Annotated in this window: 14 protein-coding genes; 6 read left to right on the top strand and 8 right to left on the bottom strand. The window is 73.0% G+C overall.

The window, feature by feature from the left end; translation table 11 throughout:
- Positions 1-11 precede the first annotated feature (11 nt).
- The 8 genes from OOK41_RS15770 to OOK41_RS15735 all read right to left on the bottom strand — a co-directional run bounded on the left by OOK41_RS15770 (position 12) and on the right by OOK41_RS15735 (position 8,573).
- The gene (locus OOK41_RS15770; RefSeq protein ID WP_266265674.1) at positions 12-497 is read right to left on the bottom strand and encodes a hypothetical protein; all 486 of its coding nucleotides are present in this window, start codon (positions 495-497) and stop codon (positions 12-14) included.
- Between the two features lie 456 nt (positions 498-953).
- Positions 954-1,577, bottom strand: a complete 624-nt coding sequence (gene eda / locus OOK41_RS15765) for a bifunctional 4-hydroxy-2-oxoglutarate aldolase/2-dehydro-3-deoxy-phosphogluconate aldolase (RefSeq protein WP_266265672.1) — start codon at positions 1,575-1,577, stop codon at positions 954-956.
- On the bottom strand, positions 1,564-2,907 hold the full coding sequence (locus OOK41_RS15760) for an L-fuculokinase (RefSeq protein ID WP_266265670.1): 1,344 nt from the start codon (positions 2,905-2,907) through the stop codon (positions 1,564-1,566). Before OOK41_RS15760 ends, eda begins: the two co-directional genes overlap by 14 nt.
- Complete coding sequence (locus tag OOK41_RS15755) at positions 2,904-3,887, bottom strand: 1-phosphofructokinase family hexose kinase (protein WP_266265669.1); 984 nt, start codon at positions 3,885-3,887, stop codon at positions 2,904-2,906. Before OOK41_RS15755 ends, OOK41_RS15760 begins: the two co-directional genes overlap by 4 nt.
- A 4-nt stretch (positions 3,888-3,891) precedes the next feature.
- Positions 3,892-4,878: a sugar phosphate isomerase/epimerase gene (locus OOK41_RS15750; protein WP_266265668.1), complete on the bottom strand. Its 987-nt coding sequence runs from the start codon at positions 4,876-4,878 to the stop codon at positions 3,892-3,894.
- A gap of 28 nt (positions 4,879-4,906) precedes the next feature.
- A complete protein-coding gene (locus tag OOK41_RS15745) occupies positions 4,907-5,941 on the bottom strand; it encodes an ABC transporter permease (RefSeq protein ID WP_266265666.1) in 1,035 nt (344 codons plus the stop codon).
- Positions 5,938-7,491, bottom strand: coding sequence for a sugar ABC transporter ATP-binding protein (locus tag OOK41_RS15740; RefSeq protein ID WP_266265664.1), 1,554 nt, complete (start codon positions 7,489-7,491; stop codon positions 5,938-5,940). The genes OOK41_RS15745 and OOK41_RS15740 overlap by 4 nt, the downstream gene beginning before the upstream one ends.
- Before the next feature lie 20 nt (positions 7,492-7,511).
- On the bottom strand, positions 7,512-8,573 hold the full coding sequence (locus tag OOK41_RS15735) for a sugar ABC transporter substrate-binding protein (RefSeq protein WP_266265663.1): 1,062 nt from the start codon (positions 8,571-8,573) through the stop codon (positions 7,512-7,514).
- Between the two features lie 438 nt (positions 8,574-9,011).
- Between OOK41_RS15735 and OOK41_RS15730 the strand changes: the two genes are divergently transcribed.
- Genes OOK41_RS15730 through OOK41_RS15705 form a run of 6 tightly spaced genes read left to right on the top strand, consistent with a single transcriptional unit; the run spans position 9,012 to position 14,408 of the window.
- Entirely contained in the window at positions 9,012-9,593 is a 582-nt protein-coding gene (locus tag OOK41_RS15730; RefSeq protein ID WP_266265662.1) for a glucose-6-phosphate isomerase family protein, read from the top strand.
- The gene (deoC, locus tag OOK41_RS15725) at positions 9,580-10,272 is read left to right on the top strand and encodes a deoxyribose-phosphate aldolase (protein WP_266265661.1); all 693 of its coding nucleotides are present in this window, start codon (positions 9,580-9,582) and stop codon (positions 10,270-10,272) included. Before OOK41_RS15730 ends, deoC begins: the two co-directional genes overlap by 14 nt.
- On the top strand, positions 10,269-11,207 hold the full coding sequence (locus OOK41_RS15720; protein WP_266265659.1) for a hypothetical protein: 939 nt from the start codon (positions 10,269-10,271) through the stop codon (positions 11,205-11,207). The genes deoC and OOK41_RS15720 overlap by 4 nt, the downstream gene beginning before the upstream one ends.
- Complete coding sequence (locus OOK41_RS15715) at positions 11,204-12,010, top strand: MBL fold metallo-hydrolase (protein WP_266265658.1); 807 nt, start codon at positions 11,204-11,206, stop codon at positions 12,008-12,010. Before OOK41_RS15720 ends, OOK41_RS15715 begins: the two co-directional genes overlap by 4 nt.
- Positions 12,007-12,894, top strand: a complete 888-nt coding sequence (locus tag OOK41_RS15710) for a MurR/RpiR family transcriptional regulator (RefSeq protein WP_266265656.1) — start codon at positions 12,007-12,009, stop codon at positions 12,892-12,894. Before OOK41_RS15715 ends, OOK41_RS15710 begins: the two co-directional genes overlap by 4 nt.
- Positions 12,891-14,408 (top strand): FGGY-family carbohydrate kinase, encoded by a 1,518-nt coding sequence (locus tag OOK41_RS15705; RefSeq protein ID WP_266265655.1) that lies wholly within the window; start codon positions 12,891-12,893, stop codon positions 14,406-14,408. Before OOK41_RS15710 ends, OOK41_RS15705 begins: the two co-directional genes overlap by 4 nt.
- The last annotated feature ends 10 nt before the right edge of the window (positions 14,409-14,418 follow it).

Below are 14,418 nucleotides of genomic sequence, written 5' to 3'. Positions count from 1 at the left end.
GGCCGCGACGGTCAGGGCGAAGTGGACAGACCTGCGACCAGCCCGAAGCCACCGCAGCAGAGCACCCCGAGCACGACCAGTGTGACGAGCAGGATGCTGTAGTTCGACCACATACCGAACTTCGTCACGTCGGTGCCGTGCCCGTCGTAGACGCGGTTGCGCCAGCCGCCGAACCGGAACGCCAGGGGATGCAGGGCCCCGGGGTGGGCGACGAGCGTGGTGGTCATGACGGGGATGCCCATGAAGTCGGTGTAGCGGACGTCATGCGGACCCGCCGGGACGGCCACGTGCCAGGTGCCCTCGCCGGGGATCGCCACCACCTGCCTGTCGACCTTGAACCGGCTGGTGGACGGGGCGGGCACGAGGTACGGCCCGCGGTTGACCGAGACGACGAGCACGGCGTGGCCCGGGGGCGGCGAGATCGGGTGCGGGTAGGCGATCAGCGGCGTGACGGCGCCGGGCATCGGCGGGTACGACGGATGAGGAGGATACGACACCGCCACATCCTGACACGGCCCCGCACCCCGGCCGGTGGCGCCTGCGGTCGGGGCCGACCGGCACGGCCCTTGCGGAGCCGTGCCGGTCGGCCCGGGCGTCAGCGCGGCAGCTCGCGCCAGGCAGGATGGTTGCCACGCCAGGCGCCGGCGAGAATGGTCGCCGACGCCCGACTGGGGCATTCCTGTACCCGGGAACGCCCGGACTCGCCGCCGATCTGTGCTTGGACGTCCCAACGCCGACCGTCGGTGCGGATGTACACGTCTCGACGCCCGCGCCGGGTCGTGTCTCCGTTCCACCAGTGCTCCTCGACCATCACCCGCCGACCGTATAGCAATTGCCCGGCAAGGGGCACGGGCACCCTGGCCGCAACGGCGCCGGAGGGCGCCCTGCGGAGGGCGATGAGGCGCGTGAGCTGGCGCTGGGGCGGACGCCCGCTGCCGCCCCAGCCGCCGGGTTCAGCGCCTGACGGCCGCCACGCTGGCGGCCACCAGGTCCGCGACGCGGTCGAACTCGCCGGCGGCGATCGCCGCGCGGGGCACCATCCAGCTTCCGCCCACGGCGAGGACCGACGGCAACGCGAGGTAGTCGGCGGTCGAGGCGGCGTCGATGCCGCCGGTCGGCACGAACGAGACCCGGCCGAACGGCGCGGACAGGGCGGACACCGCCGCGGCCCCGCCGGAGCTGCCGGCGGGGAAGAACTTGAGCACCGTGACCCCCGCGTCCAGGGCCGTCATGACCTCGGTCGCGGTGCTCGCGCCCGGCAGCACGAAGATCCCGTGCTGCTGGCACCGGCGGACGACGGCCGCGCTGAACCCGGGCGACACGACGAACCGTGCACCGGCCCGCACCGCGGCGTCCACCTGGTCGGGGGTGGTGACGGTGCCGGCGCCGACCGTGACGCCGCCGTGGGCGGCCATCCTGGCGATCGCCTCGGCCGCCGCCGGGGTACGGAAGGTGACCTCGGCGATCGGCAGGCCCCCGGTCGCCAGCGCGTCGGCCAGCGGCTCGGCCGACGCGGCGTCGTCGAGGACGACGACCGGAACCAGCCGGTACGTGCGCAGCAGCTCAGGCGTGTGCATGGTCTCCCCCTGGGGACTCGGCGGTGGTGAGGTGCACCGGGACGTCGGCCCGGCCGGTGACACCGAACTGGGCGAGAACGGCGACGCCGAGAACGGTCGCCTCCGGCTCGTCCACGAATCTCAGTCGGCGGCGGGTGGCCTCCTGGCGCAGCCGGCGCCACGTCGGCCAGCCGGCGGCCACACCGCCGACGGTGATGTCGGCGATCTCGACGGCACCGATCCGGCCCAGCCGCGCGGTCGTCGCCTCGGCCTCCACCGCGAGTCCCCGCAGCAGGCTGGCCATCGCGTGGCCGCGGGTGACGTCCATCGGCATGGCGGCGAGGCGGGCGCGGCGCAGGTCGGCCTCGATCACCGCCGGGTCGACCTGGTCGACGACGCGAGCCAGTTCCGCCCACATCGTCGCGTCGGCGACCCCGGGATAGAGCATGTCGTGCCAGGCCTGGTAGTACCGGCCGGACGGGGTGGCGCGGTGCACGAAACGCAGGCCGCCGGCCACGAAGATCCCCGTGTCGAGGCCCGGCCCGACCGGGTCGGGCAGTTCGTCGACCAGCAGCACCTGCGCCTCGGAGGTGCCGACCGACACGTAGACGTCGCCGGCGCTGCGCACGCCGGTGCCGAAGGCGCCGCACATGTGGTCGTGGCCGCCGGCGACCACGGGGACACCGGCCGGCAGCACGCCCTCGCCCGACGCGCGGCCCAGCACGGTGGCGCTGTCGACCAGGTCGGGCGGCGCCAGCGTGGCCAGGTCGAGGTCCGGCAGCACGTCCGTACGCAGCGCGCCCGCGTGGATGTCGAGCAGCCCGGTCCGCGAGGCGTGCGAGACGTTGAGGAACACCGGGGCCGTACGGTCGGCGAGCAGGTCGCGGGCGACGAAGTCGGCGAGCGAGGTGAAGGTGCGCGCCGCCGCCAGGTCGTCGGGCAGGTGCTCCGCCAGCCAGCGCAGCTTGAACACCGAGAAGGTCTCGTCCGTGCCGGCCCAGCCGCTGTCGGCGCCCAGGGCCGCCTTGGCCTGCTGGCCGTGCCGGGCGAACCAGGCGAGCACCGGCGCGGTGACGGCGCCGTCGGTGGCGAGCAGCACGACCTCCTCCCCGACCGACCCGACGCTGATCCCGGCGAGGTCGTCGGGCCGTACCGCCGGGTCGGCCAGCAGGTCGGCCAGCAGGTCGCCGACCGCCGCCGCGAGCCGCGTGGCGTCCCGCCGGCCGCCCCACGGGTCGGGGTCGACGACGGTGGGCGCGTGCCGGAGCGCGACCAGCCGGCCGGCGTCGGTGTCGTAACACCCGACCTTCGTCCGCGTGGTGCCGATGTCGACGCCGATGAACTGGCTCATCCCCGGGCCGCCGGTCCGGTCGTCCCCCTGGTCACCGTCACCGTCCCGCGCAGCCGCTCGACCAGCGCCGGGTCGACGTCGGGTGCGAGCGAGGCGGCGTTGGCGGCCCCCATCGCCGAGGCCAGGGCCAGGGCCGCCGCCGGGCTCTCCCGGCGGCCCAGGGCGACCGCGAGGCCGGCCAGGAACGAGTCACCGGAGCCGGTCGCGTTGACCGTCTCGACCACCGGCGTGTCCACCGCCAGGTCGTCGGCGCCGTCGGTCCAGACCGCCCCGTCGGTGCCGAGGGTCACCACGAAGGTGGCGCCGGTCTGCGCGTGCAGGGCGTGCGCGGCGGCCATCGTGGCGGCCCGGTCCGGCAGCGGCCGGCCCAGCACGCCGGCCAATTCCTCGGCGTTGGGTTTGACCACGAGCCGACCCGCGGGCCGGCTGGTCCGGGCGTCGTCGACGACCCGGGCGAGGGCCTCGCCGTGCGCGTCGACGAGGGCGCTCGCCCCCCGGGCGAGCGCCAGTCGGGCGATCCGGGCGTGCAGGTCGGCGGCGCAGCCCGGCGGCAGGCTGCCCGTGGCGACCACGACGTCCCCCGGGCGCACCGTCGCCTCGATTCCGGCGAGCAGTTGTTCCTGTTCGCCGGCGGTGACCTGCGGGCCGCGTTCGTTGAGCACCGTCGAGCGACCGGTGCTCCGGTCGATGACGACCGGCGTCACCCTGGTCTCACCGGCGATCCCGACGTGCCGGTCGAGCACGCCGAGGTCGCCGCAGCCGTCGCGGATCACCTGGCCGACGGCGCCGCCGACGAAGCCGTGCGCCGCGACGGTGGCGCCGAGGCGACGGGCTCCCCGACAGACGATCATGCCCTTGCCGCCGGGGAGACTGCGCACCTCGACCACCCGGTTGACCTCGAACGGCCGGAACCGCTCCACCACCTGGAGCCGGTCGAGGGCCGGGTTCGGACACACGACGTGCAGCGTGAACGCCGACATCGGACTACTCGGAGTCGATCTGGTAGAGGGCGTACAGCTCCTCGTCGCTCGCGCCCAGCACCTCGTCCTCGCGCTCGCGGAACGTCCGCACGGTGTCGCGTACCAGCTCGTCGAGCCGCTCGGGCTGCGGCGGCAGGTTCATCGCGGCGTAGGGGTTGCCGCCGGCGCCGAGCGGCTCCGCCGAGCAGTAGTTGTCGCCACGCTGGTAACCGATGGCGTACAGCGCCATGATCACCACGTCGAGGTCGAGCAGGCCGTGCCCGAGGGCCCGCCGGTTGGTGTCGGCCAGGTGCAAGTTGATCATGCGGTCGCCGTGGTCGAGGATCGTGGCGCCGATGTGCAGCTCGCCGCTGAGCATGTGGTAGAGGTCGCCGTTGACGTGCGCGATCGCCGGGTGGTCCACCAGGTCGAGCAGCCGCAGCGCCTGGGCGAAGGTGTGCACCACGCTGGTCTCCTCGGGCCGGATGGGCTCGACCGCGCCCCGGATGCCGGCGGCGGCGAAGTCGTCGGCCACGAGGCGCATGGTCTGGGCGGAGCGCTCCAGCTCGTAGGAGTCCAGGACCGTGGGCCGGCCGACCGAGCCGGCGCCGAAGAGCAGGTACGAGCCGCCGACCGCCTGGGCGAACGTCGCCTGGCGGCGGAAGTAGTCGATGGCGCGGGCCCGCACGTGTGGCAGGTTGTGGGCGAACTCCTGGTCGGGGGTGACCATGCCGCAGACGCCGGAGACGGCGATGCCGTGCTCGCCGAGCACCCGCAGCGTCTCGTCGGGCCGGTAGCCGAGGTCGGCGGAGTAGAGGTTGCCGTGCAGCTCGATGTACCGCACGTCGTTCTTCTCCAGCCGGGCCGCCGTCGCGGCCAGCTCCTCGGTGCCGAATCCCCAGTTGCTCCAGCCGAACTTCAGCCGCGGCTCGGTCGGGGTGTGGCCCCGGCGGGCCTCGACGAACGCCCGGACGACCCGCTGGTCGTGGCGGCGGAAGGGTTGAGGTTTCATGGTGCGGGTCCTTTCGGGGAGGCGGAGGTCAGGCCCGGCGGCGGACGAGCTGCTGGCGGAGGTTGCGCGGGTGCAGGTGCCCCAGGTTGCCCTGCCGCCACTGGTCGAACACCGCCGCTAGGACGATGACCAGGCCGATGCTGAGCTGCTGGAGGAACGGCGACAGGGCCAGCAGGATGAACGCGTTGCGCAGGACGCCCAGCAGGCAGGCGCCCAGGAAGGCGCCGATGATCGATCCCCGGCCGCCGGAGAGGCTGGCGCCGCCGATGACGGCCGCCGCGATGACGTCCAGTTCGTAGCCCATGCCGGCCTGGGCCTCGGCCACGCCGACCTGGGTGGAGAAGACGATCCCGGCGACGCCGGCGAGCGTGCCGATCAGGACGAAGGTGAGCACCCGGGTCCACGCCACCGGGATGCCGCCGGTCCGGGCGGCGGCGTCGTTGTCACCGATGGCGGTGACCCGCAGGCCGAAGACGGTGCGGGTGAGCAGGAACTGGCCGAGCAGGACCAGCACCAGGAAGATGACGACGCTCACCGGGACGCCCCCGAAGACCCGGCCCTGCCCGATGAAGGACAGCTCCCTCGGCATCGCCTGGGGCAGCCCGCCGGTGATGAGCTGGGTCAGTCCACGCGCGATGGACAGCATGCCGAGGGTCACGATGAACGAGCTGACCCGGCCGAGCACGACGACGGAGCCGACGGCGAAACCGCACAGCGCGCCGACGCCGATGCCCACGGCCGCGGCGACCCACGGGTTGGCCCCGCTGCCGTAGACCGAGCCGGCGGTGACCGCCGAGAGGGCCAGCACCGAGCCGACCGAGAGGTCGATCTCCTTGGCGATCAGGACGAACGTCTGCCCGACGGCGATGATGCCGACCACGACCACCGTCTGCAGGACGTTGTAGAGGTTGTCCTTGCGGAGGAAGTTCTCGTTCGCCACGCTGACGATCAGGGCCAGTACGATGATCACGCCAAGCAGGCCGGTCTCCTGGCGCTTGACGAGTGACAGGACGCCCTCCTTCCAGGAGCGCTCCTGCCTCTGGGGGGCGAGAGTGGCACTCATGCTGATCCTTCGGTCGCGCCCATGGCCGCGGCGACGATGGGCTGGGGTCCGGCGTTGTTCGGGGCATCGAGGGTCACGCGTCCACCACGGACGACGACCACGCGGTCGGCCAGCTCGACGATCTCCTCGAGTTCGGACGAGATGAACCACACCGCCAGGCCCTCGTCGTGGGCGAGTGCGCGCAGCGTCGCGTAGATCTCGGCCTTGGTGCCGACGTCGACGCCGCGCGTCGGTTCGTCGAGGATCAGCACCTTCGGCCGGGCCGCGAGGGCCCGCGCGAGCAGCACCTTCTGCTGGTTGCCGCCGGACAGCGAGGTGATGGGCGCCTCGCTGGAGGCGGCCTTGACGCCGAAGCGCCCGGTCAGCTCGCGCGCCTTCGCGCTGGTCCGGCGGGGGGAGACCCAGCCGAGCCGACCCAGGTTCGACAGCACCCTGACGGTGAGGTTGTAGCCGACGCTCTGGGCGTGGAAGACCTCGGTGCGGCGTTCCTCCGCGACGTAGGCGAGGCCGAGCCGCTGGGCCGCGCCGGGCCCGGGGATCCACACGGGCCGGCCGGCGACGCTGATGCCGCCGCCGGTCGGGCGGCGCAGCCCGATCACGGCCTCGGCGATCTCGGTACGGCCCGCGCCGACCAGCCCGGACATCCCGACGATCTCACCGCGGCGCACCGCGAAGCTGACGTCGGTGAAGCCCTCGCCAGTCAGGCCCCGCAGTTCGAGTGCCACCTCGGCCTGTTCGATCGCCCCGCTCCGGTCGGCCAGCACCTCCGCCACGACCGCCCGCTTCCGTTCGCCGGCCATCAACGCGACGGCGCGCTGCTGGTGAAGCTCGTCGGGCGGGCCGGCGGCGACGAACGTGCCGTCGCGCAGCACGATCACGTTGTCGACGATCGAGTAGACCTCGGCCAGCCGGTGGCTGACGAGGACGACCGCGACGCCCTCGTCGCGCAGCCGGGCCATCACCGCGAAGAGCCGCTCGGACTCCTCGTGCGTCAGGCTGGAGTTGGGCTCGTCGAGGAAGAGGACCTTGGGCTGGCGGGAGAGCGCCCGGACGATGTCGACCATCTGCCGGGACGCCGCGGACAGGTCGCGGCACAGCGTCGACGGGTCGGGCAGGTAGTCGGACATCTCCAGCCGGTCGAGCAGCTCACGGGCCCGCTGGACGTTCGCCCCGCGGCGGGCGGGGGCGAACCCGGAGCGCTCACCGAGGTCGTAGAGGAACAGGTTGTCGGCGATGGTCAGTTCGCTGATGAGCAGCGGTTCCTGGTTCACCACCACGACCCCGGCGGCGATCGCCTCGAGCGGGCTGGCGAAGGAGACGTCCTCGCCGTCGAGGGTCAGCCGGCCGGCGTCGGGCTGCATCTGACCCGAGCACAGGCGGATGAGGGTGGACTTGCCGGCGCCGTTCTCCCCGAGCAGTCCGGTGACCTGGCCGGCCGGGAACTCCAGCGACACGTCGCGTAGCGCCCTCACGGCGCCGAACGACTTCGTCAGGCCGGCGGCCACGAGGGCCGCCGTCCTGACGTCGTCCACATGGGTAGTCGGTTCCATGAGGTGGTGGCTTCTTCCGATCAGGAGGCGCCCGGGGCGCCGAGCGGCAGCACCGAGGGGTCGTGCTCTGCCAGGTTGTCCTTCGTGACGAAGGGGGCGGTGGCCTCCTGCTTCACCTCGGCGGGCTGCTTGCCGGTCACGGCGGCGTTGAACAGCTCGACCGCGACGTTGTAGCCCTGACCGAACGCGTCCTGACCGATCACGCCGTACATCGAGCCGTCCTTGACGGCCGCGATGTTCTCGGTGGTGATGTCGAAACCGATGACCTTCACGGTGTCCTGCTTCTTGGCGGCGGCGACCGCCTGGGCCGCGCCGAACGGGCCGCCGGCGGTGGCGTAGATGCCGACGAGGTCGGCGTTGGACTGCAGGTAGTTCTGCGCCGCCGCGAAGGTGTTGGACGCGGAGTCCTTGGCCTCGACACCCTGGCTGACCGGGGTCAGCTTCGAGCCCTTGAGCCCGTCGACGAAGCCCTGTCGGCGCTGCTCGGAGCCGGGGGCGGTGAACTGGCTGACGATGATGCCGACCTTGCCGGACTTGTCACCGGCGGCCTTGATCATCTCCTGGGCCGCGGTCTGACCGGCCTTGTACTGCTCCTGGGCGTAGTTGATGGTGCCGCCGGAGCTTCCCACGCAGTCGAAGAGGGTGTTGTAGACGCCCATCTTGATGCCCTTGGCGGACAGGTTCTTGATGTCGGCGCAGTTGCCCTCGCCGGCGATGAAGAACCCGACGCCCTGGTAGCCCTGGGCGTCGGCGGCGCGAATGGCGCTGGAGACCGTCTGCACGTCGATGTTCTCGCCCGCGACGATCCAGTCCACCTTGCCCTTGTGGGAGCCCAGCACCCGGTCGGCGTAGTCGGCGCCGGCCTTCACCGAGACCCAGTACGGGTTGTTGGCGAACCCGATCATGGCGATCTTGACCTCGGAGTCCGGAGCCTGGTCGGTGGGCGCGGGACGCCCGGCGATCGGGTCGGCCGGCTCGCCACCGCCCGAGTCGTCGGCACCGCAGGCCGTGGTGGCCAGGGTGACGGCCAGCAGTGCGGCGACGCCACGGGCCAACGTCTTGCCGCGTGTCCGGTTGGACATCTCTCCTCCAGAGGTGGTGGGGGCGTTCCCCGGGCGTTCTTCGAGGAACCAGGGGTCCGCCGAAGGGACGCCACCCGGGGCGACCCGGGGCACGTCCCTTCGGCGTTCGCTGTGGTCCCTGCACGCGTGCCGTGTGCGCAGGCCCACAAGTACGGAGCAACACTACATTTGACGGTCCAGATGTCAACGAGATGTTTCCTGAACGTTAGCTCGGCAGGCCGAGTGCCGGTAGTCGCACTACCGCTCCAAGTCTCATTTGAAGGCAGATGTCAGTTATGGCACCCCCGTTCATTCCACCAACTGAGTGAGATCGGGACTGTTTCGCTACAAACAGCGCCTCGCCGCCCCGCCGACGGATGACATCCTGATGTAACTTTGCTACAAAGTGAGCCGAGGGGCGCGCCGCACGGGTCCGCCGACCGGAGCAGGAGGAGCACGGTGACCACACCGCAACAGGGACCGGGCCTGGTCATCACCCCGAGGGGGGTGACCGGACGCACCGGTCGCTACGAGAAGAGGCTGGCCGACCTCGGCGGGCTGTTCACCGACGAGGCGGCCTTCACCGCGCGCCTGGCGACCGAGGCCGACCGGGTCATCTACCACGTTGACGAGTTCCGCCCGTCGACCGAGGCGGGCGACCTGATCACCGGGATCTCCACCCTGTCACCGGGCCGGGTCGGCACCGAGTTCCACATGACCCGCGGCCACATCCACGCCCAACACGACCGCACCGAGATCTACCACTGCCTGTCCGGCCACGGGCTGATGCTGATGGAGACCCTCGACGGCCGCACCGTCGTGACCGAGCTGCGCCCCGGCGTCGTCGCGTACGTGCCGCCGGCGCACATCCACCGCAGCGTGAACCTGGGCGACACCGACCTGGTCACGCTCTTCTGCTACCCCGCCGACGCCGGCCAGGACTACGGCATCATCGCCCGCTCCGGCGGCATGCGGCACCGGGCCGTCGCCGACGGCGACGGATGGCGACTGGAGGAGAACCGCTCCTATGTCCCCCGTTGAGATCACCGGCCACGCGTTGGCCCGCATGGTCGACATCAGCGCCGTGCAGGCCCAGCACGGCCGCGCGGACATCGAGGAACTGGCCGGCCACGCCCTGGCCGGTGACTTCGTCGCCGCCCACGTGCTGCCGTCCTGGCTGCCCGTGCTGCGTCCGCTGCTCGACGGCTCGACCACGAACGCCGGATCCCCGGTCGGCTTCCCGTCCGGCGGCACGGCCACCCCGGTCAAGGTGGCCGAGGCCCGCTGGCTGCTCGACGCCGGCGTGCAGGAGATGGACGTCGTGATGAACGTCGGGCTGGTCCGGTCCGGCGAACCGGCCGCGGCCACCCGGGACGTCGCCGCCGTGCTGGAGGCCGTCGACGGGCGCGTACCCGTCAAGGTCATCCTCGAGGTCGGCCTGCTCGACGAGAGCCAGCTACGCGACGCGGCGCGGGCCGCGGTCGACGCCGGGGCCACATCGCTGAAGACCGGTACCGGCTGGCAGTCCCAGCCGACCACGCCCGAGCACGTCCGCGTGATCCGCGAGATCGCCGGGGCGGGCCGGGAGATCAAGGCATCCGGCGGCATCCGGTCGCTGGCCCAGATCCACGCCCTGCTCGACGCCGGGGCGACCCGGTTCGGCATCAACACCGCCTACGCCGTGCGGCTGGTCGCGCAGGCCGGGGAGGTGACGCCGTGACCCCCGACGACCTGCGGCCGGCCACCCGGCCCACCATGTACTTCGTCGGCGTCAGCACCGCGTCGTCGGCGATCCACCGCGTCTTCGCGGCGTGGCGTCCCCTCCTCGGCCTGGACCGGGTCGACCTCGTCGGCATCGACGTTCCGGTCGGCGCGGAGCCGGCGGTCTACCGACGGGTCGTCGAGCACCTGCGCGACGACGAACTCTCGCGCGGCGCCCTGGTGACCACCCACAAGCTCGATCTCTACGCGTCCAGCCACGACCTGCTGCGGCAGGTCAACGACGCCGCCGCGCGGCTGCGCGAGACCAGCACACTGGTGGCCCGGGACGGCTGGATCGACGGCCTGGCCCTGGACACCATCACGAGCCAGATGGCCCTGCGGTCGATCGTCGCGGACATGGCGGGCCGGGACGTGCTGGTCATGGGGGCCGGCGGGGCCGCCCTCGCCCTCTGCGACCACTTCGCCCACCGGGCCGGCGACGACGCCCCCGGCCGGGTCGTCGTCACCGACATCGCCGACCAGCGTCTCGCCGCCATCACCGCCGACGTCGCCGCCGGCGACCCGGCGATCACCTGGCGGACCCACCGCCTCGCCCCCGGCGAGCTGCACGACGACCTGCTCGCGGGCCTCGCCCCGGGCGCGCTGGTGGTCAACGCCACCGGCATGGGCAAGGACCGGCCCGGCTCCCCGCTGAGCGACGACGCCACGTTCCCGCACGGCGGGTACGCCTGGGAGTTCAACTACCGGGGGGAACTCGGGTTCCTGCGGCAGGCCCGGGCCCGGGCCGAGGCCGACGCGCTCACCGTCGCCGACGGCTGGCGCTACTTCGTGCACGGCTGGACCCGGGCGATCGACGCCGTGTTCGACCTCGGCATCCCCACCAGCGGCCCGGACTTCGAGCGGCTGTACGACGCGGCCCAGGACGTGCGATGACGGTGCGGGCGCGCTGGCTCGGGCAGGCCGGGTTCTGGCTCACCGCCACCGGCCCCGGCGGTGCGGCGCACCTGCTCGTCGACCCGTACCTGTCGGACTCCCTGGCCCGCAAGTACGCCGGCACGACGTTCCCGCACGTCCGGATGCTCCCGCCCCCGGTCACCACGGCGGACCTTCCGCCGCTGTGCGCGGTGCTCAGCTCGCACGCCCACACCGACCACATGGACCCGGACACCCTGGTACCGCTGATGGCCGCCCAGCCTGAACTGCGGCTGGCCTGCCCCCGCGCGGTCCTCGACCAGGCGCTGCGCCGCTCCCGCGCCCCCCGGTCCCGGCTCGACGCCCTCGCCGACGGCGACCGGGTCGACTACGGGCCCTTCACGGTCACGGCGCTGCCGGCCGCCCACGAGGAACGCGTCCGGGACAGCCGCGGCGACGACCACTTCCTCGGCTACGTCGTCGAGGTCGCCGGCACCCGCGTCTACCACTCCGGCGACTGCGTGCCGTGGGACGGACAGATCGAACGGCTCGCCGCCCTGGACATCGACGTGGCGCTGCTGCCGGTCAACGGACGCGACGCGCACCGCCTCGCCCACGGCGTACCCGGAAACTTCGACTTCGCCGAGGCCGTGGCGCTCTGCGCGGCTGCCGGCATCGGCACCCTGGTGCCACATCATTGGGGCATGTTTGCCTTCAACACCGTCGATCCGGCCACCTTCGACCTCGACGCCGCCGCCCGGCGCGGCGTCACGGTCCGCGTACCCCGCCACGACGGCACCCTCGACCTGACGGTCACCCGATGAACGCCGGGACCGTGCTGGAACGCATCAACAAGGGCCTGGAGACACTGCGCCGGTCCGAACGCAAGGTCGCCGACGTCGTCCTCGCCGACCCCCACGGGGTCGTCCGGATGACGCTGGCCGAACTCGCCGAGACGGTCGGGGTCAGCCAGCCGACCATCGTCCGGTTCGCCAACGCGATCGGCTGCGACGGGTTCCACGACTTCCGCATCCAACTGGCGCAGAGCGTCGCGCTCGGCATCCCCGCGACGCAGTCGGTGATCGAGGCCCAGGACGACACCGCCACCACGGTCAGCAAGATCTTCGACTTCTCGATCACCTCGCTGGACCACGTACGGCGCCACCTCGACCTGAACGCCCTCGACCGGGCGGTGGCGGCCATCGCCGCCGCCAGCCGCGTCGTCTTCATCGGACTCGGCGCCTCGGGCATCGTGGCCATGGACGCGGAGCAGAAGTTCCCGCTGCTGGGGGTGCCGTGCTCGGCGCCGATCGACACCCACCAGCAGTTCCTCGCCGCGTCCACCAGCACGCCGTCGACGGTCCTGGTGGCCATCTCGAACACCGGCCGCACCACCTCGATCCTGGACACCGTGCGGGTCGCCCGGGAGCGGGGGGCGACCGTCGTCGGCATCACCGGCGGCCTGTCGCCGCTGGCCGAGCTGAGCGACATCGCGCTGATCGTCGAGTCCCTCGACAACACCGACGTCTACACCCCGACGATCTCGCGCCTGGCCCAGCTCGTCGTCATCGACACCATCGCCACGATGACCCTGCTGCGCCGGGGCGAGTCGGCGCTCGGCGACGTCCGCGACATGAAGACCCGGCTGGCGCAGATGCGCTCCGGGGTGCCGTACCAGGGCGGCCCCGACCGGTGGGAGGGAAGATGAGCGACGTCGCGCTCGCCTTCGACCTGGGCACCGGCGGCTGCAAGGCCGCCCTCGTCGACCTGACCGCGCGGGTCGTCGGCACCGCGTTCGCCCCCTACCCCACCACCTATCCCGCGCCGGGATGCCACGAGCAGCGCCCGACGGACTGGTGGGCGGCGGTCGTCCGCTCGTCGCGGGAGCTGCTGGCCGCCGACGCCGGCCGGCACCGCGTCGTCGCCGTGGGTTTGTCCGGCCACAGCCTGGCGATGGTGCCGGTCGACGCCGACGGCACGTCCCTGCTGGACTCGGTGCCGATCTGGTCGGACACCCGCGGGGAGGACGCGGCGGCGGCGTACTTCGCCGACACCGACGAGACCGACTGGTACGCGCGCACCGGCAACGGCTTCCCGCGCGGCATGTACACGGTGTTCAAGGCCGCGTGGCTGCGCTCCGCGCACCCGGCCGTAGCCGCCCGGACGACGCGGATCCTCGGCAGCAAGGACTGGGTCAACGCCCGGCTCACCGGCGTCCAGCGCACCGACCCGAGCTATGCCTCGGGCAGCGGCGCCTACCACCTCGGCATCCGGCGGATGCTGCCCGACGTGCTGGCGGCCCTCGGGCTGCCGGCCGACTGGTGGCCGCCCATCGTGCCGTCCACCGAGATCGTCGGCCGGCTCACCGCGGACGCCGCGACCGCCACCGGCCTACCCGCCGGGCTGCCCGTCGTGGCCGGCGGGGTCGACAACTCGTGCATGGCGCTCGGGTCGGGCCTGGACCACGCCGGTGAGGCGTACGTGTCGCTGGGATCCTCCAACTGGGTCACGGTGGCCGCGGCCGACCCGGTGCTCGACCCGGTCGGCCGGCCGTTCGTGTTCGACCACGTCCTGCCGGGCCTGTACATCTCGGCCCTGTCGACCTTCGGCGGCGGCAGCAGCCTGAGCTGGCTGGCCGCCGCGCTCGGCCGCGACGACGACCTCGACGCACTGCTCGACGAGGCCGCCGCCGTGCCGGTGGGAGCGGACGGGCTGACCTGCGTTCCCACCCTTGCCGGTGGCACCGTCGCCGAGGGCGGCGTGGACGTACGCGGCGCCTACCTGGGGCTGGGCCTCGGGCACACGCACGGCCACCTGGCCCGCGCCCTGGTCGAGGGCATCGGCTTCAGCCTGGCCGACGCCGCGCGCACGATGCTCGCCGCGGTGCCCGCCGCCCCGGAGATCACCGCGACCGGCGGTGGCGCCCGCGGCCGGCTGATGCTCCAGGTGCTCGCCGACCTCATCGGCCGGCCGATCAGTCGCCCGGCCGCCGCGCAGCACGGTGCCGCGCTCGGCGCCGCGGCCCTCGCGCTGCTCGGCACGGGGGCCTGGACGGACGCGGCGCCCCTGCGGTCGGCCCGCCGCGCGACGCTGCGCGTCGAACCGCGCCCGGACCTCGCCGCCGCCTACCACCTGCCTCGCCTCCGGTTCGACGGCGCCCGCGCCGCGACCCGGGCCCACGCCGCCGCGGCGGCGACCCCTCACCACCGCAACACGACATAGGAGAAGCAGC

The organism is Micromonospora sp. NBC_01655, assembly GCF_026339755.1.
GTDB lineage: Bacteria > Actinomycetota > Actinomycetes > Mycobacteriales > Micromonosporaceae > Micromonospora.
The sequence above is the reverse complement of the archived record's forward strand: the minus strand, read 5'-3'. Positions and strand labels throughout refer to the sequence as shown.

Coding starts and splice junctions, on each gene's coding strand:
- OOK41_RS15740 (WP_266265664.1), bottom strand. CDS start 7,491: ATGGAACCGACTACCCATGTGGACGACGTCAGGACGGCGGCCCTCGTG.
- eda (WP_266265672.1), bottom strand. CDS start 1,577: ATGCACACGCCTGAGCTGCTGCGCACGTACCGGCTGGTTCCGGTCGTC.
- OOK41_RS15745 (WP_266265666.1), bottom strand. CDS start 5,941: ATGAGTGCCACTCTCGCCCCCCAGAGGCAGGAGCGCTCCTGGAAGGAG.
- OOK41_RS15750 (WP_266265668.1), bottom strand. CDS start 4,878: ATGAAACCTCAACCCTTCCGCCGCCACGACCAGCGGGTCGTCCGGGCG.
- OOK41_RS15735 (WP_266265663.1), bottom strand. CDS start 8,573: ATGTCCAACCGGACACGCGGCAAGACGTTGGCCCGTGGCGTCGCCGCA.
- OOK41_RS15705 (WP_266265655.1), top strand. CDS start 12,891: ATGAGCGACGTCGCGCTCGCCTTCGACCTGGGCACCGGCGGCTGCAAG.
- OOK41_RS15755 (WP_266265669.1), bottom strand. CDS start 3,887: ATGTCGGCGTTCACGCTGCACGTCGTGTGTCCGAACCCGGCCCTCGAC.
- OOK41_RS15760 (WP_266265670.1), bottom strand. CDS start 2,907: ATGAGCCAGTTCATCGGCGTCGACATCGGCACCACGCGGACGAAGGTC.
- OOK41_RS15715 (WP_266265658.1), top strand. CDS start 11,204: ATGACGGTGCGGGCGCGCTGGCTCGGGCAGGCCGGGTTCTGGCTCACC.
- OOK41_RS15710 (WP_266265656.1), top strand. CDS start 12,007: ATGAACGCCGGGACCGTGCTGGAACGCATCAACAAGGGCCTGGAGACA.
- deoC (WP_266265661.1), top strand. CDS start 9,580: ATGTCCCCCGTTGAGATCACCGGCCACGCGTTGGCCCGCATGGTCGAC.